A 19,358-nucleotide genomic window follows, 5' to 3' on the forward strand; every position below is an offset into this window, starting at 1 on the left:
AGCTTTCGAAACGTTGTGAACGAGCAGTCAGTCAGACATCCGCGTGATTGATTTCAATCCCGTGTATCTCCGACGATTTCGCCACGCGCATAGTCAGGGCTTGGGCCTGCTGCGCGCAGGCTACAGAGGCAGCCTGTTGAAATGCCGTTTTGGCGGCGGCGTTTTCCCCACTGGCCATCAGGATTTCGCCTTGGATCCGGCGAAGTTCGGCCTCGGCCCAGCGTTCCCCGGTTGCTTCCTGCTCGCGTAGGGCGCGGTCGACCGAGCGCATTGCGGCAGTGAGATCACCAGACCTCAGCAGCGCTTTTGCCTGTTCGCTCAGGTACAGCGAGACCCAGAGCCAGCAGCCTGTCATCCGGTATTCCTCAAGAGCGACATCCAGCCGCTTGGCAGCGTCCGGCTCATCCGTCATGCAAGCGAGAACAGCATCGTGGATGGTCACGTAACTCTTCCATAGCGCCATGTCGTGATCTTCGGCCAGACGCCTCATTTCGTCGTTGATCTCACGGGCGCGTGCGACATTTTCGGTCCAGATTGCCAGGGTGACAGAATGCAGGCCTGCATAGCAGATCGTGTTTGCATGTTTGAGTTTCCGCGCACGGGCCAATGACCGATTGGCCGTGTTCCACGCCTCGGCCTCGTCCCCGCACATCCATTGTGCCAGCAGCATGTAACACCATATCTGTACGCCGGGGTCTTGTGCAAATCTGGTCGAGAAATCCACGATTTCGGCCGACTCGTACAAGGCGAAAGCCGCATTCAAGTCTTCGAGCGCCTCGGGTGACCGGCCCATGGCGATGAGGGTCGCGGCCCGCATCCGGCGCGAAATCAGCCCCGGGATGGGGTCGGTTTCATCGGCCATGTCCGTGACCAAACGCGACACCAGATCGAAAGCAAGGTGCAGATCGTTGCCGATATAAGGGGCGATCCATTTGCCATAATAGATTGCAACTTTCAGCTCGGGGTCGGAGGTTGCCCCGATACGCTCCAGCGCCCGAGAAAATGCATCGCCTGCTTCCTTGGACGCGTATCCATCCTTGGCGATGTGGACCTGCGCAAGCTGTACCAGCAAGGCCAGTTCCTTTTCCCGCCATTCGGGCTTGTCCAGAAGCCCCGAAACCAGCTCGAGCGCGGTTCGCAACTGATTGCCTGCTTCGATATAGGCTGGGCGAGCTTGTGCTTTCTTTGCGGCTTCGCCCCACAAGAGAACGGCTTTTTCCGTCAACCCTGCTTCGGTTGCGTGGTGTGCAATCAGTTCGGCTGGCGCGGTCGGGTCGGTTTCGAACAGGTCGACGAGGCGGTGATGAATTTCCAGACGCCGCCGTTTCAACAGGCTTTCATACGCGACGTCACGCACCAGCGCGTGTTTGAAGACATAAGTTGCATCGGGTGGTGTTCCCCGCCGGAACACAAGCTCGCTGCGTTCGAGCTGTCCCAATGCGTCGTCCAGCATCCGGTCGTCGACGCGCGCGATCTTGGCCAGCGCCGCACGCTCGAAACTGCGGCCGATACAGGCCGCCATCTGGGCAATTTCCTTGACGGGCTGCAACCGGTCGATCCGCGCCATAAGGGAATCGTGCAGCGTTGCGGGGATAGTGACCCGGTTCAAAGGACCGGCAAGTTCGAAGCTGTGTTCGTTTTCAATCAGATCACCGGACTCAAGGATGGTCTTGGTGAGTTCCTCGATGAACAGCGGCACGCCGTCGGTCCGGTTAATGATTTCCGCGACCAGTTCGTCGGGCAGAGTCTTGCCGCCGGTGATCTTGGCCAGAACCCCTTCGATCTGGTCCGAACCCAGGCGGTTGAGCGTCAGGTTTGACATGATCGGATGACCGCCGAAGCCATGCCGGAACGTGGGACGCGCGGTGATAAGGATCATCACACGTTCGCCTGCGATGCGGTCCAGACACGCCTCGATCATCGCCAGCGTCGAAGCATCGCTCCAATGCGCGTCTTCGACGACCAGCAGGACCGGCCTTTCCCGTGCCAAGGCCTGCATTTCGCGCGAGGTTTCTTCCATGATCCGGAGCCGGAGCTGTTGCGGAGACATATCCGAGATGCTGTCAGCGGATACGGCTTCAACTTGCAAAAGCTCGGCGATGATCCCAGGATCGGCTACGCGAAGCTGTTGGTGCAGCTTGCCAATCTTGTCCTCGGTCGTGTCGGTTTCGCGCAGACCCATCGCATGGGACAGCTGCCGGATGACCGGATAGAAGCTGGAATCCGTGTGATAGGGCGAGCAGTGGTAATTGATCCGATAGTGGTCTTGCTGGCGGATCTCATCGACAACAGCCCGCGTGAGCCGCGACTTTCCGATACCCGCTTCGCCGATCAGGACAGTGACCTGCCCTTCGCCAGAGACCGCGCGATGCCAGCGTTCCATGATCAGTCCAAGCTCGTGGTTGCGGCCGATCATGGGAAGGATAGGGGCGAGGTCCTCGGCCTCGAACCGGCTTTCGAGACTGCGCTCGACCGTCACTTGCCAGGCCGAGACCGGCGCATCCAGCCCTTTGATGCTGAACTGGCCCAACGTCTCGGTCTCGAAAGTGTCTTGAATCAGATGCCGGGTTTCATCCGAGACCAGAATCTGGCCCGGTTCGGCAAGCGTTTGAAGACGTGCCGCAAGGTTGGGAGTATCGCCAACGACAGTTTCCTCCTGCGCCGAGCCTTCGCCGATAAGGTCGCCCACAACGACCATTCCGGTCGCCACGCCGGCGCGCGCCGCCATCGCCTGACCATCCGGTGCGCGCATTTCTGCGACAGAACGTACCGTCGCCAAGGCAGAACGTGTAGCGCGTTTCGCATCGTCTTCATGTGCGACCGGCCAGCCGAAATAGCACAGCACTCCATCACCCATGTACTTTGCGACGTGGCCTTCGTAGCGGGTGACGATGCCTGCCACGGTGTTCTGGTAGCGCTTGATGACATCACTCATATCTTCGGGGTCCAGCCGCGCCGACAGTGCGGTCGAGCCGACGAGGTCGATGAACAAGGTCGTCAGGTGGCGCCGTTCCGCGTCGCGCGGGACGTTCGCGGGGGAAATTGCGACGGGTTGGGGATCGGTCGCATCCGCATCGAAGGCTGCGCGCAATCGTTTTCGCGCACCAAGGGACAGGCCGATCTCGCGCATATCCTCGTCGGTGAGATCGAACAGAATGTCCAGATCAATCTCGTTTTCGACCAGAGACGCTTCGAGATTCGCAAGGTTTCTTTGCGCCAGCCATTCTCCGAGTTTCGACATCCGGGTCCGCAACCCTTTCCTTTGGTTCTGCAATGCCAGTTTTTCCGATCATGTTCGATTGGGCAATGATTATTGCCCACCCACAGGCACGTTTGAGCAATGGCCCTGCCGTTTCGTCTGTGGACAGGGAAATGTAATGGCGTCTAGGTTGCCACGGGTAATCATTGGGGGAGGAACACGATGGGAGTGGATGAGACCACGTTCGAAAAGATGACCGAGGCGTACACTGCCGCGTGGAATTCGGGCGATCCACAAGCGGTTGCCGGTCACTATGCCCCGGGCAAAGGGATCACGATTAATCGAGGCGACAACCAGTTCGGACGCGAGGCGATGATTGCAATGGCGAGCGGGTTCATGGCGTCTTTTTCTGATCTGAAGCTGACGCGGGATTTCTTTCGGGTTGCGGGCGATCATGCAGTCTTTGGCTGGACGCTGGAGGGGCATCATTCGGAAACCGGCAACTATGTGAAAGCAAGTGGCTGGGAGGAATGGGAACTGGATGAGAACAGCGTCATCACCAATTCCCTGGGTTGGTTCGATGCCCTCGACTATGATCGCCAGGTTGCAGGGGAATAGTCGAAAATAATAGGAATCGACCGAAAATCCGCGATTGCATAGGCCCGGCACGCGACGCTCGGGTTCTTCGAGGTGCACCCGCCTGTCCACAGATTGTGGATGATTATGCCACGCGGGGGGTTGTCCGTTTGCCGGCGGGAAGGTTCCGATAGGGGACTTGCTCCAGGTCACACAGGAATGCGCCGGGGGCGGCAACGGGGTATGTCGCGCTGGCGATGGGGTCGAACGCGGCGCGGTAGTGCACGGTGCTTTTGACGCAGATCAGCGCATAGCCGGTCGGGTCCAGCCCCAGATGGGTGAAGTGCGCGAGATCGAGGCACTGGCTGCGCACCGAGGTCACGACCAGATCGACATCGACGCCGGTTCCGATCAGTTTCAAGGCGGCGGTCTTGCCCAAAGTGGCAATGCCGCCCCCGTACATTTTCCCTGTATACCGGCAAGTTCCGTCGCTGAGGGCGAGAACCTGAAACTCGGCCTCGACGGGGGATTGTCCAGCAAGACCGGATTTGCCGCCCAAGGCGGCACGGAGGCGAGCGCCTGTGCCTGCTGCATGGGCCGCTGCAGCCACTTCGGGGTCGTGGAACAGACCCATCAGAACGCCTCTCGCCCCGGCCCCGACCAGCGTCTTCAGCAGGCCGGTGGTGTCCGAGGTGCCGCCCGCTCCGGGATTATCCTGAACATCGGCCAGAACGATCGGCTTGTTCGGGGCCTGTCGCACCAGAGCCGCGGCCGCGTCGAGCGAAAGCATGGTGATGGCGATCTGGGGTTCGCAGGTTTCGAACAGCGTCAGGATTTCATCTGCGGCACGGTCGGCATGCCGGGCGGTTGCGGCATAGGTCACGCAGGAGGGGCCGGTGTCGGGGATGTCGGCGGCAGTGAAGCCGAGGGCGATGTCGGCCGAAACGCCGCGACCGGTCAGCTGCGGCAGGATATCGTAGATCCGGTCAAACGGTGCGGCGCCTGTGTACTGCGCGTGCAACGGAATCAGATAGGGGATCTGGCGGAAGGATTTGAACGGCCTTTCGCCTGCCAGCAGGCGTTGCAGCATCGGCAGGCAGCGCGCGCCGGTTTCGGCCATGTCGAGATGCGGATAGGTCCGGTAGATCGCGAGGTAATCGGCGATCTCGACCATTTCGGGCGAGATGTTGGCGTGCAGGTCGAGGCTGGCGATCAGAGGGGTGTTCGGGCCCACCAAATCGCGCACGCGGCGCAGCACTTCGCCTTCGCCATCAGCGAGACTTTCTGTGACCATCGCGCCATGCAGGTCGAGATAGACCGCATCCAGCGGCCCTGACGCGCGCAGGCCATCCAGCAGCATGCCACAAATCGTTTCAAACGCGTGGTCGGTGACATGGGCCGAAGGTTCGGCGGCGCACCACAGGATCGGGGCAAGTTCCATTCCGGCGCCTTGGGCGGCGGTGGCAAAGCCCGCGATGGGCAGGTTCATGCCCCGCGTCCGCGAAACAACATGGGGGCCGTGCAGCATCTCGGGCCAGGAATCGGCCATCTGGAATTCGGCGAGGCCGGCCCTGGTCACACCAAAGCAGTTGGTTTCGTGTTGAAATCCGGCAATTGCGATGCGGGGTCTGGTCATTGGGCGCCCGTGAGTTCCGGCTCGGACGCGGTTTTGCGAAACACGGTCTGGCCCCGTCGAATGGTCTGGATGACGCGAGTGTTGTTCAGTTGATCTGGTTCGATGAGCGGATTGCGGTCGAGTATGGCGAAATCGGCGATTTTGCCCGGTTCGATCGAGCCGCGCACATCTTCCTTGAACACCTGCCAGGCGGCGTCGATGGTCTGGGCGCGCAGGGCTGACAGGACGCTTGTCTTTTGGCCGTCGCCCAGCACCCTGCCGCCGGATGTCAGCCGGTTCACTGCGCAATGGGCCAGATGGATCGGTCGCGTGGGTGTAACGGAGGCGTCGTTGTGGATGGTGTAGCGGACGCCAAATCGTTCGGCAGAGGCCGCAGGCGATATCCGATCTGCGCGGTCCGGTCCCAAGAACGTGTCGTAATGGCGGTCGCCCCAGAAATGAACATGGGCGGAGAAAAAGCTGACGGTGATCCCGAGGCGGGCCATCTGCTGCAACTGGTCGTCGCGCAGGGTCTGGCCGTGAATGATCGTGTGACGGTGATCAGCGCGCGGGTGATCGGCAAGCGCCCTTTCGACGGCGGTGATGAACATGCCCGCCCCGGCATCGCCGTTGCAATGGCAATGGATCTGAAAGCCCATGCCATGCAGTTTGGCAACCTGCGCGTCGAGATCGGCTTGCGTCGTATACGGCATGCCGCAAGGGTTTTGTGGGTCGAGAGGTGTGTGGTATGGCGCGCTCAGATACGCGGTTTGCAATTGAAAGGCCCCGTCAGCGAACAGCTTGCGCGCACCAAGGGTGAAATGGGGATTACCGGGCCAGATCAGCGGCTCGGGTCCCTGGCTGAGGGCCGGTTCCAGTTCGCCGATCGGTAGCAGTTCCAGGTCGATGCCGGGATCGGTTTCGGCGGGCAGGCTGGCGAAGTGTTCTAGCAACTCACGCGAAGCCCAGGCGTTCTGGGCATAGGTGACGCCGTGGGCGAGGTATTCGTCGCGGCAAGCGGCAAAGCCCTGCCAGAACCGGTCGCGGTCGATCAGGAAGTTTGTGTCGCCCATTTCGCGCATCGCCGACAGCCCTTCGACGAGTCCGGTCAGCGTGCCGGTTTCGGGGTCGCGGCCAAAGCGCCCGCCGAGGGGGTCGGGCGTGTCGCGGTTCACGCCGTGCAGTTTCAGCGCCAGAGAGTTCGCCGCCCCGTTATGTCCGGAGGCGTGGAGAACCCACACCGGATGCGTCAGCGATACGTCGTCAAGTTCCTGCCGCGTTGGCATGCGGGTTTCGGCGAAGGCGGTATTGTCGAACAGAACGCCCATGACCCATTCGCCGTCCGGCGATTGCGCCGCCTTGGCGCGCAGCTTGGCAAGGGCCGTAGACATGTCGGCACAATCCCCGCGCGGGGGGGAGGCCAGATCGACGCGGAAGAGTTTGATGAAGCCGGGATCGGGGAAATGCCCGTGCGGGTCAATGAAGGCCGGGATCAGGGTTTGCCCCTGCAGATCGTGTTCCAGCGTTCCAGCGGGCATCCGGGCGCGCAGGTCTGCTTCGGCTCCGACAGCGCGGATCGTTTCGCCCACGGTCAGCGCCGCCTCGGGGCTGGAATTCCCGGCGTCCATCGTAAGGATCAGGCCGTTGAAATAGAGTGTGGATGTCATCGCGGTCCCGGTTCAGTCATTTCCGTCTTGGCGTGCGCGCAGGACGTGTCCCCGCCTCTCAAGCAGGGGGCGGGAAGGATAGTCGATCAGCGTCAAGCCACCATCAACAACCAGCGTCTGGCCGGTGATGAAACTGGCGTCGTCCGATGCCAGAAAGGCCACAGCGCCGGCGATTTCAGCCCCGGTGCCCATGCGGTTGAGGAGCGACGGCGGCAAATCCCAGTTGCCGTCCATGTTGCCTGACGCGCGGGCCGTCACTTCGGTTTCGATCCAGCCGGGACTGACCGCGTTGATCCGTACAGGCGCGGCTTCGGCGGCAAAGGCGCGGGTCAGCGCCTCGACCCCGGCCTTGGCGACACCGTAAAGGCCCCAGTTGCCGTGCAGGGAAGAGGTGGAGGAGATGTTGACCACCGATCCACCCGAGGCGCGCAAAAGCGGCAGGCAATGGGCGGTCATCAGGTAAGCGCTGTCCTGATTGGCGCCCCGGACCCGGTTCCAGCGGGTGCCAGGACTGTCGCCCGGATCATGTTCGGTCCGCAGGCTGCCAAGGCCTGCATTGTTGACCAGAACGTCGAGCCGCGACAGCCCTGAAACAAGATCGGTCACCGCGTCTTCGTGCGACAGGTCCACGGACAGGAAACGGCAGGTCCACCCCGTCGCGACGAGCTTATCCACCGCCGCATCGCCCTTGGCCTGGTCGCGTCCGACAAGAATCAGCTTTGCGCCCTCCTGCGCGAAGCGTTGGGCGATGGCAAAACCGATGCCGGTATGGCCGCCGGTCACCAGAACCGTTTTGCTGGCGAACCGTTTCATGCCGCTTGTCCGGGCTGCAACGGGGCTAGACAACGCAGGCCGTGGCCGTTTTCGACTTCCCATACCGGGGTTTGGGTGCAGATCGCTTGCGCGAACGGGCAGCGCTCGCGAAACTCGCAACCCGAGGGTCGGTTGAGCAGGCTGGGTGGCTCGCCCTTGAGGGCGATGCGTTCGAGACGCGCGTCTGGGTCCGGTTCGGGGTTGGCGCTCAACAGGCAGCGGGTATAGGGGTGGCGCGGGTCGTGGAAGATCGCCTCGGTGGTGCCTTCCTCGACCAGACGGCCAAGATACATGATGCCCATGCGGTCCGACACGTGGCGCACCACGTTGAGATTGTGGGTGATGATCACCATCGCCAGCCCCAGCCGTTCGCGCAGGTCGTTGAGCAGGTTCAAAAGCTCGCCCTGCACCGACACGTCCAGACCGGCAGTGGGTTCGTCGGCAAGGATCAGCCGGGGTTCCAACGCCAGCGCGCGCGCGACGCCGACGCGACGCGCCTGACCGCCCGACAGCTGATAGGGGTATCGGTCGGCGAAATGGGCGGGCAGGTTCACCATTTCCAGCAGGCGTTTTGCCTCGGCATCCAGATCGCGGTCCTTCAGGCTCTGAATGCGGTAGGGTTCGGTGATAAGGCTGCCGATGGTCAGGCGCGGTGACAGGGACCCGACCGGGTCCTGGAACATCATGGCGATATCCTTGCGCAACGGGCGCAGGGCGCGTTCGGACGCGCCCCGGATTTCCTGTCCGTCGAACCTGACCGAGCCTTCCTGCGCCGGGGCCAGCCCGGCAATGGCGCGGATCACGGTTGTCTTGCCCGAACCGCTTTCCCCCACAAGCGCATAAGTTTCACCCGCCTCCACTGCAAAGCTGACCCCGGCCAGAACGTTGACGGGGCCATAGCTGGTTTTTAGGTCGCGAACGTCCAACAGGCTCATGACATCGCCTCCTCGTGGTTCAGCCAGCAGGCGGCGTGATGACCCTGACGCAACTGTTCCAGAGGCGGTATCTGGGTGGCGCAGTGGGGCATCGCCTGATCGCAGCGGTCGCGGAAGATGCAGCCGTCGGGCAGGTTGGCCAGATCGGGCACCTCGCCCGGGATGGTGGGCAGGACTCGGGCGCGTTCCTTGATATGGCCCGGATCGCAGTCGATCAGCCGTCCGGTGTAGGGGTGTTTGGGATTGTGGAAGATTTCGCGCACATCGCCGCTTTCCACGACTGCACCAGCGTACATCACCACCACTCGGTCGCAGAGCTCCGCAATGACGCCAAGGTGGTGCGAGATGAACAGGATGGCACAGTTGAATTCGCGTTGCAGTTCCTGCAGGCGTTCGATGATCTGCACTTCGAGTGTGGCATCCAACGCGGTTGTCGGTTCGTCCGCGATCAGCAGGTCGGGTTCGGACATCAGCGCCATGGCGATGGCGATGCGCTGTCGCATACCGCCCGAGAATTCATGCGGGAACTGGTTCAGTCGCGCCTCGGGGTCGGGGATGCCCACCGCGCCCAGCATCCCGGCGGCGCGGGCGCGTTTTTCGGCCCTGGGCGCGTTTGATCGGTGCTGGATGTCCACCATCTGCTGGCCGATGCTGAGCACGGGGTTGTGCGTCTGCATCGGGTCCTGAAACACTATGGAGATATCCGCGCCGCGCAAATTGCGCATCTTGCGTTCGGGCAGGGCCAGAAGGTTCTGGCCCTTGAACCGCACTTCGCCCTGTCGGAACCGGGTGTTGGGTGCGGTCAGGCGCAGGATCGAGGAGATCAGGGTTGATTTGCCACAGCCGCTCTCGCCCACGATGCCCACGATCTCTCCCTCGCGGACATCGAAGGTGATGTCGCGCAGGGCTTTCAGGTCGCCGCGGGCAGTTTCGTAATCGACGCTGAGGCGGTCGATTTCCAGAAGGGTCTCGGTCATCGTTGTTTCCTCAGTTTCGGATCGACCACGTCACGCAGGGACTCGCCCAGGAAGGTGAAGCCGAGCGTGGCCAGGATGATCGGCAGGCCGCCACCCACCACCAGCCAGGGCGTCTGCCGGATCAGCGAATAGCCGTCTTTCAGCAGCGCGCCCCAGCTGGGGGTCGGCGGCTTGACGCCAAGGCCCAGGAAGGAGAGGCCAGCTTCAAGCGCGATCACGGTGGGGATGTCCATTGCGGCCAGTACGGCCAGTACACCAACGATATTGGGCAGCATGTGAACGCCCAGAATGCGGCTCATGCTGGCGCCCATCGAACGTTCGGCAAGGATGAATTCGGAGTTACGCAGGGTCAGCGTCTGAGTACGGGCCACCCGGCCATAGGTGGGGATCGAGGTGGCCATAACCACGAAAACCACGGTTTGCAGGCTGGGCCCGATCAACGCCACCACGGCCAGTGCGAACATCACTGTCGGGAAGGACCGAATGGTGTCGAAGAAAAGCATCAGGATATTGTCGAGCCATTTCGGCCCGTAGCCTGCGATCATGCCCAGTGTCAGGCCGATGGCCATGGCACCGAACACCGCCGGAAGCGCCACCTTGAGCGCGACCTGCCCACCCATGATCACGCGGGAAAACGTGTCGCGGCCCAACTGATCGGTGCCGAGAGGATGGGCCAGTGACGGCCCCTGAAGCCGCGCCTGAATGTCCATCGCAACCGGGTCATAGGGTACGATCCAGGCGGCGAAGACGGCGCAGAACACGATGGTGCCGACGATGATCAGCCCCATCAGGCCAAGCGGGTCGCGCGCGACGCCGTGGATGATCTGGCCCAGTTCGGAACGGGATTTGGTCATGTCACGCTCCTTACTTGGCCGTGCGGGCGCGGGGGTCGAGCCAGGCGTTGACCAGGTCGGCCAGTGCCGTGGACGCTACGAACAGCGCGGTTGAGATAAGCACCGACCCCATCACGATCGGATAGTTGCGGGTAGTGATCGAGTCGATTACCAGCTTGCCCAGACCGGGGCGGGCAAAGACGATCTCGGCAAAGACGGCGGAGGAGAGCAGGAAGCCCATGCCGACGCCGATCACGGTCACGACCGGCAGGATGGCGATGCGCAGCGCATAGACCATGACCACGCGCCGTTCGTTGATGCCAAATGCACGGGCAGTACGGACGTGGTTCTCTCCCATCACCTCGAGCATCGAGGCGCGCACCAGCCGGGCGATATAGCCCACCCAACTGAGCCCGATGGCGAAGGCAGGCAGAACCAGGTGATCGAGGCGATCCCAGAAACCTTCACCCGCGCCGATGGCGGGAAACCATTGCAGATGAACCGCAAAGACCAAAAGCGACAACAGCGCCACCACAAAGGCGGGCGCGGCCACAAAACTGACCGAAACGGCGGCGGCAACGCGGTCGATCAGCGTATTGGGATGTGCCGCGGCATAGGCGCCGAGCGCGATGCCAAGGGCCGCCGACCAGGTGATCGAGGCGAAGATTAGCCAAAGTGTGTGCGGCAGTTGCTCGAACACAATATCCGTCACCGAGCGCCCGGAAAAGACGTCGATACCCAGATCGCCCTGAAGGAGGTTGCCATAGAAGATGACGAGCTGTTTCCAGATCGGCTGATCCAGCGCCAGTTCGGCGGTCAGGCGGGCCTGAAGCTCGGGCGTGGCGCGCGGCCCCAGCATGATCTGGACGGGGTCGCCGGGAACGGCGCGGATCATCAGGAACATGACGGTGACCGCCACGAACAGGATGAGCAACGCCAGCCCGAAGCGACGGGTTGCGAAATTCAGCATGGCCGCATGGCTCCTTTGGCTTGTGCGGTCGATTGCCGCTCCCGGCCACCACGAAATCGCATGGCCGGGACCGATTGGCGAAACAGGTTACGACTTGCCAAAGTACCGCAGTAGCGCCAAACCGTCGGGGCGCAGCGCCGGGGCAACGCCTGCCGAATGGATCACCGGTGTTGCCTCGTGGGTCAGGAAGCGATAGGCGCCGCTTTCCTCCATCAGATCCTGCGCACGCTGGTACATCGCCGCGCGTTTGGCGTTGTCAGTTTCCTGATAGGCCGAGTTGTGGATCTGGTCGAACTCTTCGTTCTTGAACCGCTCCCAGTTCCAGATGCCGGCCTGTTCCGTGGTGAACCAGGCGGTGGCATAATAGGGATCCGGCGTCATCGAGAAGCGGTTCAGAACCAGTTGCAGGTCTTCGTTGTCGCCGCTGGCCCAGAAGGCCCCGGATTCCAGCACGTTGACCTCAACCGTGATGCCAATCTGTGCCAGCGTGGCCTGAATGACCTGCGCGGCGGTGGTGAAGGTGGTCTTGTTCAGCGTGTCGAGTTTGAGCGTGACGTTGGTTTCACCGGATTCAGCCAACAGCTCGGCTGCTTTGGCGAAATCGGCCTGCGGCGGCACCAGAGATTTCTCGCGATGCCCGGCAAGGCCCGGTGCGATGATGCCAGTTGATGGCTCGACCGCGCCGAAATAGGCCGCCTGCAGAACGGTGGGCACGTCGATGGCATGCTGGATCGCTTGACGCAGTTTCGGATTCTGCAGTTTGGGATGATCCAGATTCATGCCCAGCCACGCATAGTAGAGCGACGGGTATTCCAGAAGGGTTCCGCCATTCGGCACACCAGCGCGATAGCGCTCGACCGAGCCCAGAGATACACGGGTGAAGTCCAGCTCGCCTGCCTCGAACGCGATCTCGGCAGTGTTCTCGTCGTCGATCGGATAGATCTCGATCGTATCCCAGACCGGCGCATCGCCCTTCCAGTCGGGATTGCGCTTGAGAACGGTCTTTTCCTTGGGCGACCAGCTGGCCCGCAGATAGGGACCGGATTCCGCCACCGGGTCGGCGCCGATGCGGCCGCCTGCGGCCTCGGTCGCCGCCTTGGAGACGATGTTGCCGGTGATATAGGGCAATGCGATGGTCCAGAGCGGGGCGAAGGGTTCGTTCAGAACGATGGTGCCTTCGCGCTCTCCGGTCACTTCGACATGGCTGAGCGGACCCATGTCGGGCTTGTTGGGGCTTTCGGTGGCGTCATCGACGATGCGTTCAAAGCTGAATTTCACATCTTCGGCGGTCATCGCGCCATGGCCGTTGGTAAAGCCGATGTCGTCGCGCAGGGCGAATTTGATATGTGTCGGGTCGACCTGTTCGATCATCGCGGCGGCGTCCAGTTGCCAGCCCCATTCGCGGCCCGGCTTGTACTGGATCAGCTTGTTGTAGATGGCGGCGTGTACCTCTTCCTCGACCACGCCAACGCTGTGCGCGGGGTCCATGTTCTGCGCGTCACCATAGGAGCGCACGCGCAAGACACCGTCAGTGGCGGCAAAGGCCCGTTGTGCCCATCCCATTGGCAAGGCCGTGGCCGCACCCAGCGCTGTCGCGCCTTTCAGAAATCCACGACGGCCCACTGCCGCCTTGGTCCATTCGATCTTCATGGTATCCTCCCTTGGATCAGATCTTGGGTCAAAGAAGCCCGCGTGGAACGGTTTCGGACCATTCCTTTGTCAGGACTTCGGAGTCGTTCGCGCCTTCGGTGGCGCGCAGTTTCCGGCGCAGGTGAAACATGTCGCCGTCACAGGTCATGCAGCTTTCGGTCTCGATGGCAACTTGCCAGTCGCCGCGTTCAAAGGTAAAACGCCACTCTGCCTTGAACTCGGCCGAGGCGGGGTCGTCGGGGTGTATGCCGTAGTGCATAGTAACATGACTGCCGACGATCAGCCCGTGATAGGGATCGCGTGCCTTGCCGTAATCGTCGAAGGTGTCCAGAACCACCCGCCCCTCCTTGGTGACGTGGCGGTTCGACGTGCCGGATGGCGGGCGCAACTGCTCGGCTGCGAGCACCGGGAACGCCTGCGCAGTAGTGGGATTGGCGGGCTCGATTTCCTGCATGACTTGCCGCACGGGCAGGTGCAGGGTGCAGTTTTGCAGATGCAGCGACACGCGGGTCGTCTGTGGTGAAGGCCAGACGATCGGCCAGTAGGACGTTGACAGCGACAGTCGCAGGATGTGGCCCTCCCGCAGGTGGTGGGCGCATTCGTTCAACTCGACCTCGGCCTCGTAAATCCGACCGGGCACCAGTGGCTCGGGCGTTTCGTGGCTGTTGTAGTGGCACAGGTTGAGCGGACGATAGGTAATCCGCTGTGACACGCCCTCGGGCGAGACATCACACAGCCGTGCCACCAGCTGCGCCACGGGCTTGTCGACGGAAAATGCGAACTTCAGGCACGGTCGACCCAGCAGTTCCAGCGGGGCGTCTAGCGGCGCGGTATCAAAGCAGGTCGACAAGGCATCGTCAGAGGTCTGATCTTCTGCCAGTTCGTTGTCGATTCGCATGCCGGGGCAGAAATATCCCGCCGCTTGTCCAGTGTGGGCGGGAGAAGCAACATCAACCGTGCCTGCTGTAGGGACGTCGGCAAAGCCGCCGGGGGCAAGGTGCAGGACGCGATCCTTCACGTTTGGCGAGGGCCAGATCGCCTCGGCGATCCAGCGGCCCGTGCGCGGCTTGTTTTCCTTGGTCGGGTTGAAATGTTCCTGCATGAAGGTGCGGTAGTCTGGCAGGTCTTCGGCGCCGTTCTGTTCCCGCTTCAGCCAGCGGTCGAACCAGCCAATCACCTCGGAATGGAAATCCGCCGGGTCGAGCTTGGAGATATGGGGATAGCGATGCTCCCACGGGCCGATGATGGCTTTGGCGGGCACGGTCAGATTGGCCGCAAGAGCGGGCGGTGCGTTCACGTAGGCGTCGGCCCAACCGGTGATGGCGAGGGTCGGGGCTTGAATGGCGGACCAGTCCTCGCATACCGAACCGTGTATCCAGAACGCGTCGCGGGTGGGGTGGCGCAACCAGTCAACTGAAGAAAAAGGCACGTTTTCGAGCCGCGCGATCCAGTCCTCGCGCCAGTCAGGGCGAAGGTCCGGGTCTGCTGGTCGGGTGAGATAGGCGAACATCTGACTGCCCCAATTGGCATTGTCACTCAGCAAACAACCACCCATGAAATGGATGTCATCGGCATAGCGGTCCACTGTCGAGGCCACGCTGACCACCGCCTTGAGCGGTTCGGGGTGGCGAAAGGCCAATTGCAGCCCGTTGAAGCCACCCCAAGAAATGCCAATCATGCCGATATTGCCGTCGCACCAATCCTGCGCCGCGATCCAGGCCAGTACCGCTTCGCCGTCGCTGAGTTCCTGTTCGGAATACTCATCGTCAAACCGGCCTTGGCTGTCGCCGGTTCCGGCTATGTCGACCCGTACACAGGCATATCCGGCCTCGGCAAATACCCGGTGAGTGGTCTCGTCCCGGGGCGCGGTGCCGTCGCGTTTGCGATAGGGCAGATATTCGAGGATCGCAGGCGCAGGGGCCGCATCGGGCAGCCATAGCCGGGCGGCCAGCCGACGACCGTCAGGCAGGGTGATCCAGGTATTTTCGGTGACACTGATCGACATGTTGGCCTTTGGATTCGGAAACTTGATGTGCAAGAAGATGACGTGTTCTCGAAAGAAAGAAATTGTGCGATTTTGCGCGATGTGATGCATATTGAAGTGAAATAGCGTCAGGTAGCGAAAGAATTTGCAGCATGTCAGAAAGTTTTTCCCGAAATCTTCGCCAGCTTTGCGCCGAGCATGGCAGCATCTCGCAGATCTGCCGCGACATCGGGCTGAACCGTCAGCAGTTCAACCGCTATCTGAACGGGTCGAGCATGCCTTCGGCGCACAACCTCCGCCGTATCGCCCGCCACTTTGACATGACCGAGGCGCAGCTATTTGCCGCCGCACCGGAGTTTGAAGCGCTTTTGACGCAGTCGTCGCCCGGTCAGGTGGCCTCGCCGTCCAAGACGTTTCTGGAACCATTCCGCGATCAGCAAAAGAATCTCAAACGCTATCTGGGATTCTATCACTCGTTCTTTCGTACCCCGTCCTGGGATGGGGTAATCTTTTGCTCCTTGATCCGGCTGAGCGAACGGGATGGGCTGATCACTATCCGGTCGCATGAAAACGCCACCTCGCCCGACAAAAGCATACGGCAGCTTTCACGCTATGAAGGGCTTGTCACTCTGAGGGGGAACCGGATTTTTGTGACCGAACACGAAAGGGCGCGCGAGGGCAGTGTTGCGCAGACGATACTTTATTCGGCGCACCGGCAGCAACTCAAATACCTGCGCGGTATGACTATGGGGGTCGCGTGGCGCCCCTATCCACGGCCCTATGCGGCCAAAACGATCTGGAAACGGCTACCCGAAAGGGTAACCGCGCGCGAGGCGCTTGCGGCCTGCGGGGTTTATTCCGTTTCAAGCTCGTGGATCGACCCGACGGTTCGCACCTATCTCGATTCCTCGGACAAGGATATGCCTGACCTGCCAGATAGTGTGCTGGTCTGACGGCCCGGTTCCGGTCCGGCGATCCCCAGCAAACTCATCAAGCTTTTGCGTGGGATGGTTCAATAGCACCCTCAGCACAAAGAAAGAAACCTAAAAACTTGCTCCCGAAAAGAGTTTAATCAAAGAACCGCATTCTAGGAGACTAACCTATCATCAATCCATCGAGATGACAGTCTCGTCCCGCAGTTTTCGGTTTTCGGCATCGCGGCGAATGTGCGGCATTGAAGCGGATTTAGAAGCTGGCTGGTAATGCCTGGTTTGCAAATCTTGGCTGCAACCGCCAAGTATTGCTGCGGCGGCAATTGCCGCAGTTGCACATATCAGGATTGCCTGCAAAGCAGCCCGTTTTTAACAACACCCCAAGCGATTATAACTTGCCCAAGTGGCTGGAAAAAGCCTCGACCACGCGCTCATACACATCGCGCTTGAAGGGTACGATTTCGGCGATCAGCTGGTCGGGTTTTTGCCATTTCCAGCGGGTAAATTCAGGGTGGTCGGTTTCGATGTTGATCTGATCGTCAGCGCCGGTGAAGCGCAACAGGAACCATTTCTGTTCCTGCCCGCGATAGCGGCCTTTCCAGATATGGGGCACGATGTCATGGGGCAGGTCATAGGGCAGCCAGCCCTTGGTTTCGGCGATGATTTCGACCAGATCAGCTGTGACCCCGGTTTCTTCCCACAGCTCGCGCAGGGCTGCGACGCGGGGATCTTCGCCTCTGTCCACACCGCCCTGCGGCATTTGCCAGGCGTCCGCGTGGCGGTCGTTGCGCTGTCCCACGAAGATCTTGCCCTCGGCATTCATCAGCATCAGCCCGACGCAGGGGCGATAGGGCAGTTTGGCGATTTCTTCGGGGGTCATGCGCGGCCTCATCGGGTTGTTCCGCCCACCTCTAGCAATCACCGACGCCAAGGCAAAGAGGGTGACGTGGGGTTTCGCGTGACAAAGTTGACGCGAACGTCAATCTAGCGGGCAAATTCAGGAGGGAGAGTTCCGCCATGACTGCGTACCCGAATATGCTAGCCCCGCTGGATCTGGGCTTTACCACGTTGAAAAACCGCGTGCTGATGGGCTCGATGCATACGGGGCTTGAGGAGACCGGCGACTGGAACCGGGTGGCCGAGTTTTACGCCAACCGGGCGCGGGGCGGCGTGGCCTTGATGGTGACGGGTGGGATTGGTCCGAACCCTGAAGGCTCGGTCCTGCCGGGGGCCTCGATGATGGTGAGCGACAAGGACGTGGCGCACCATTCCATCGTGACGCAGCGCGTACATGACGCGGGCGGCAAGATCGCGATGCAGATCCTGCACGCGGGGCGTTATGCCTATGGGCCGAAATGCGTGGCACCCAGCCCGGTGAAATCGCCGATCTCTCCGTTCCCGCCCACTGAGCTGGATGAAGAGGGCATCGAGAAGCAGATCAGCGATATCGTCAACGCCGCCGTACTGGCGCAAAAGGCGGGTTATGACGGGGTCGAGATCATGGGGTCGGAAGGGTACTTCCTGAACCAGTTCCTTGTGACCCATACCAACAAGCGCACCGACCGCTGGGGCGGGTCTTATGAGAACCGGATGCGTCTGCCGATCGAAGTTGTACGCCGCACGCGCAAGGCGGTGGGCACCGATTTCGTCATCATCTACCGGCTGTCGATGATCGATCTGGTACCCAACGGATCGACCCATGACGAGGTGGTGCAACTGGCGCAGGAGATCGAAAAGGCCGGGGCCACGATCATCAACACCGGCATTGGCTGGCACGAGGCGCGGATCCCTACCATTGCCACCAGCGTGCCGCGCGCGGCCTTTGCCTGGGTGACCAAGAAGCTGATGGGCAAGGTGGGGATACCAGTGATCACATCGAACCGGATCAACACCCCCGAGGTGGCCGAAGAGGTTCTGTCGACCGGTTGCGCCGACATGGTCTCGCTGGCCCGCCCGATGCTGGCGGATGCGGATTTCGTGGCCAAGGCGATTGCGGGTGAGGCCGCGAAGATCGCGCCTTGCATTGCCTGCAATCAGGCCTGTCTGGATCACACGTTCAGCGGCAAGCTGACCTCGTGCCTCGTGAACCCGCGCGCCTGTCATGAGACAGAGCTGGTGATTGAACCGGCCAAAACGCGCAAATCCATTGCCATTGTGGGGGCAGGCCCTGCCGGTCTGTCGACCGCAATGATCGCGGCCCAGCGCGGCCACGATGTTACCTTGTTCGACCGCGCTGATGAGGTCGGCGGGCAGCTGAACATGGCCAAGCAGGTGCCGGGGAAAGAAGAATTCTGGGGCCTTGTCGACTGGTACCGCACCATGATGGATGATCTGGGCGTGACCGTCGAACTGAACCGCGAGGTAGGCGCAGATGACCTGACCGGCTTTGACGAGGTGGTCATCGCCACCGGTGTCAGCCCGCGTGATCCGCAGATACCGGGGCAGGATCGGGACAACGTGCTGAGTTACATCGACTTACTGCGCGGCAAGGCCGTGGTTGGCAAGTCTGCTGCCGTGATCGGGGCCGGTGGTATCGGTTTTGATGTGTCCGAGTTCCTGTTGGAAGAGGGTCACAGCGCCACGACCGACCTGCCCTTGTGGATGAAGGAATGGGGCGTGACGGACCCGGCTGAACACCGTGCGGGGTTGGCGCCCGATGGGCCGCAACCCAGCGCGCCCGCGCGTCAGGTCACCTTGTTGCAGCGCAAGAAACAGGCGCATGGAAAGGGTCTTGGCAAAACCACCGGCTGGATTCACCGGGCAACACTGAAGATGAAGAACGTCAATTTCGTGGGCGGCGTGAATTATGAGCGCATCGACGATGACGGTCTGCATGTCAGCTTTGGCGAAGAGCGCGCGGACCCGACGGTGATTGCGGCCGACACCATAGTGCTGTGTGCCGGTCAGGTGTCCGAACGGTCACTGGCGGACGCGCTGATCGAGCAGGGTATCACCCCACATGTGATCGGGGGTGCGGATGTCGCCGCCGAGTTGGACGCCAAGCGCGCGATCAATCAGGGCACGCGGCTGGCGGCTACATTCTAGCAACTGTAAATCTCAAGATTTTCGCAGATCGTTTTCGGGACGCGGAAAAGCCAAATAAGGTCATCATCACAGCAGTCGCTAGAAAGCTGGTCACAATCGTGAACGCACTCCTCAAATCTCAGCAAAACCGGTCGGCTCAGGCCGCTTGGGAAATACAGTTGC

General features: G+C 61.4%; 14 protein-coding genes. 3 read left to right on the forward strand and 11 right to left on the reverse strand.

The features are described from left to right. Positions 1-31: 31 nt before the first annotated feature. Positions 32-3,241, reverse strand: coding sequence for an AAA family ATPase (locus tag ACR0LZ_RS08740; RefSeq protein ID WP_480749412.1), 3,210 nt, complete (start codon positions 3,239-3,241; stop codon positions 32-34). Between the two features lie 180 nt (positions 3,242-3,421). On the opposite strand from ACR0LZ_RS08740, the gene ACR0LZ_RS08745 reads away from it, so the two are divergent. Next, complete coding sequence (locus ACR0LZ_RS08745) at positions 3,422-3,817, forward strand: DUF1348 family protein (RefSeq protein WP_480749413.1); 396 nt, start codon at positions 3,422-3,424, stop codon at positions 3,815-3,817. Positions 3,818-3,920: 103 nt separating this feature from the next. On the opposite strand, the gene ACR0LZ_RS08750 is transcribed toward ACR0LZ_RS08745, so the two are convergent. The 9 genes from ACR0LZ_RS08750 to ACR0LZ_RS08790 form a co-directional block, all read right to left on the reverse strand. Beyond that, entirely contained in the window at positions 3,921-5,411 is a 1,491-nt protein-coding gene (locus ACR0LZ_RS08750) for a M81 family metallopeptidase (protein WP_480749414.1), read from the reverse strand. Further along, positions 5,408-7,057, reverse strand: a complete 1,650-nt coding sequence (locus tag ACR0LZ_RS08755; protein WP_480749415.1) for an amidohydrolase — start codon at positions 7,055-7,057, stop codon at positions 5,408-5,410. Before ACR0LZ_RS08755 ends, ACR0LZ_RS08750 begins: the two co-directional genes overlap by 4 nt. 12 nt (positions 7,058-7,069) lie before the next feature. Next, positions 7,070-7,870 carry an SDR family NAD(P)-dependent oxidoreductase gene (locus tag ACR0LZ_RS08760; RefSeq protein WP_480749416.1) on the reverse strand — a complete coding sequence of 267 codons (801 nt, stop codon included), beginning with the start codon at positions 7,868-7,870 and terminating at the stop codon, positions 7,070-7,072. Further along, positions 7,867-8,805, reverse strand: coding sequence for an oligopeptide/dipeptide ABC transporter ATP-binding protein (locus ACR0LZ_RS08765; protein ID WP_480749417.1), 939 nt, complete (start codon positions 8,803-8,805; stop codon positions 7,867-7,869). Before ACR0LZ_RS08765 ends, ACR0LZ_RS08760 begins: the two co-directional genes overlap by 4 nt. Continuing rightward, on the reverse strand, positions 8,802-9,782 hold the full coding sequence (locus ACR0LZ_RS08770) for an ABC transporter ATP-binding protein (RefSeq protein WP_480749418.1): 981 nt from the start codon (positions 9,780-9,782) through the stop codon (positions 8,802-8,804). Before ACR0LZ_RS08770 ends, ACR0LZ_RS08765 begins: the two co-directional genes overlap by 4 nt. After that, on the reverse strand, positions 9,779-10,636 hold the full coding sequence (locus tag ACR0LZ_RS08775; protein WP_480749419.1) for an ABC transporter permease: 858 nt from the start codon (positions 10,634-10,636) through the stop codon (positions 9,779-9,781). The genes ACR0LZ_RS08770 and ACR0LZ_RS08775 overlap by 4 nt, the downstream gene beginning before the upstream one ends. A 10-nt stretch (positions 10,637-10,646) precedes the next feature. Next, positions 10,647-11,585 (reverse strand): ABC transporter permease, encoded by a 939-nt coding sequence (locus ACR0LZ_RS08780; protein WP_480749420.1) that lies wholly within the window; start codon positions 11,583-11,585, stop codon positions 10,647-10,649. An 87-nt stretch (positions 11,586-11,672) separates the two neighbouring features. Next, positions 11,673-13,235, reverse strand: coding sequence for an ABC transporter substrate-binding protein (locus ACR0LZ_RS08785; RefSeq protein ID WP_480749421.1), 1,563 nt, complete (start codon positions 13,233-13,235; stop codon positions 11,673-11,675). Between the two features lie 28 nt (positions 13,236-13,263). Further along, a complete protein-coding gene (locus ACR0LZ_RS08790; RefSeq protein ID WP_480749422.1) occupies positions 13,264-15,240 on the reverse strand; it encodes a CocE/NonD family hydrolase in 1,977 nt (658 codons plus the stop codon). A gap of 131 nt (positions 15,241-15,371) precedes the next feature. On the opposite strand from ACR0LZ_RS08790, the gene ACR0LZ_RS08795 reads away from it, so the two are divergent. Further along, positions 15,372-16,172 (forward strand): helix-turn-helix transcriptional regulator, encoded by an 801-nt coding sequence (locus tag ACR0LZ_RS08795; RefSeq protein ID WP_480749423.1) that lies wholly within the window; start codon positions 15,372-15,374, stop codon positions 16,170-16,172. 367 nt (positions 16,173-16,539) lie between these two features. On the opposite strand, the gene ACR0LZ_RS08800 is transcribed toward ACR0LZ_RS08795, so the two are convergent. Next, complete coding sequence (locus ACR0LZ_RS08800) at positions 16,540-17,031, reverse strand: RNA pyrophosphohydrolase (protein WP_480749424.1); 492 nt, start codon at positions 17,029-17,031, stop codon at positions 16,540-16,542. A 137-nt stretch (positions 17,032-17,168) separates the two neighbouring features. Between ACR0LZ_RS08800 and ACR0LZ_RS08805 the strand changes: the two genes are divergently transcribed. Beyond that, a complete protein-coding gene (locus ACR0LZ_RS08805; protein ID WP_480749425.1) occupies positions 17,169-19,196 on the forward strand; it encodes an FAD-dependent oxidoreductase in 2,028 nt (675 codons plus the stop codon). Positions 19,197-19,358: the final 162 nt, after the last annotated feature.

This window comes from Ruegeria sp. CI1 (assembly GCF_056536925.1).

Bases quoted from the DNA above. Each gene is read 5' to 3' on its own strand.
- ACR0LZ_RS08760 (WP_480749416.1), bottom strand. From the start codon at position 7,870: ATGAAACGGTTCGCCAGCAAAACGGTTCTGGTGACCGGCGGCCATACC.
- ACR0LZ_RS08785 (WP_480749421.1), bottom strand. From the start codon at position 13,235: ATGAAGATCGAATGGACCAAGGCGGCAGTGGGCCGTCGTGGATTTCTG.
- ACR0LZ_RS08790 (WP_480749422.1), bottom strand. From the start codon at position 15,240: ATGTCGATCAGTGTCACCGAAAATACCTGGATCACCCTGCCTGACGGT.
- ACR0LZ_RS08780 (WP_480749420.1), bottom strand. From the start codon at position 11,585: ATGCTGAATTTCGCAACCCGTCGCTTCGGGCTGGCGTTGCTCATCCTG.
- ACR0LZ_RS08765 (WP_480749417.1), bottom strand. From the start codon at position 8,805: ATGAGCCTGTTGGACGTTCGCGACCTAAAAACCAGCTATGGCCCCGTC.
- ACR0LZ_RS08755 (WP_480749415.1), bottom strand. From the start codon at position 7,057: ATGACATCCACACTCTATTTCAACGGCCTGATCCTTACGATGGACGCC.
- ACR0LZ_RS08750 (WP_480749414.1), bottom strand. From the start codon at position 5,411: ATGACCAGACCCCGCATCGCAATTGCCGGATTTCAACACGAAACCAAC.
- ACR0LZ_RS08745 (WP_480749413.1), top strand. From the start codon at position 3,422: ATGGGAGTGGATGAGACCACGTTCGAAAAGATGACCGAGGCGTACACT.
- ACR0LZ_RS08770 (WP_480749418.1), bottom strand. From the start codon at position 9,782: ATGACCGAGACCCTTCTGGAAATCGACCGCCTCAGCGTCGATTACGAA.
- ACR0LZ_RS08805 (WP_480749425.1), top strand. From the start codon at position 17,169: ATGACTGCGTACCCGAATATGCTAGCCCCGCTGGATCTGGGCTTTACC.
- ACR0LZ_RS08775 (WP_480749419.1), bottom strand. From the start codon at position 10,636: ATGACCAAATCCCGTTCCGAACTGGGCCAGATCATCCACGGCGTCGCG.
- ACR0LZ_RS08740 (WP_480749412.1), bottom strand. From the start codon at position 3,241: ATGTCGAAACTCGGAGAATGGCTGGCGCAAAGAAACCTTGCGAATCTC.
- ACR0LZ_RS08795 (WP_480749423.1), top strand. From the start codon at position 15,372: ATGTCAGAAAGTTTTTCCCGAAATCTTCGCCAGCTTTGCGCCGAGCAT.
- ACR0LZ_RS08800 (WP_480749424.1), bottom strand. From the start codon at position 17,031: ATGACCCCCGAAGAAATCGCCAAACTGCCCTATCGCCCCTGCGTCGGG.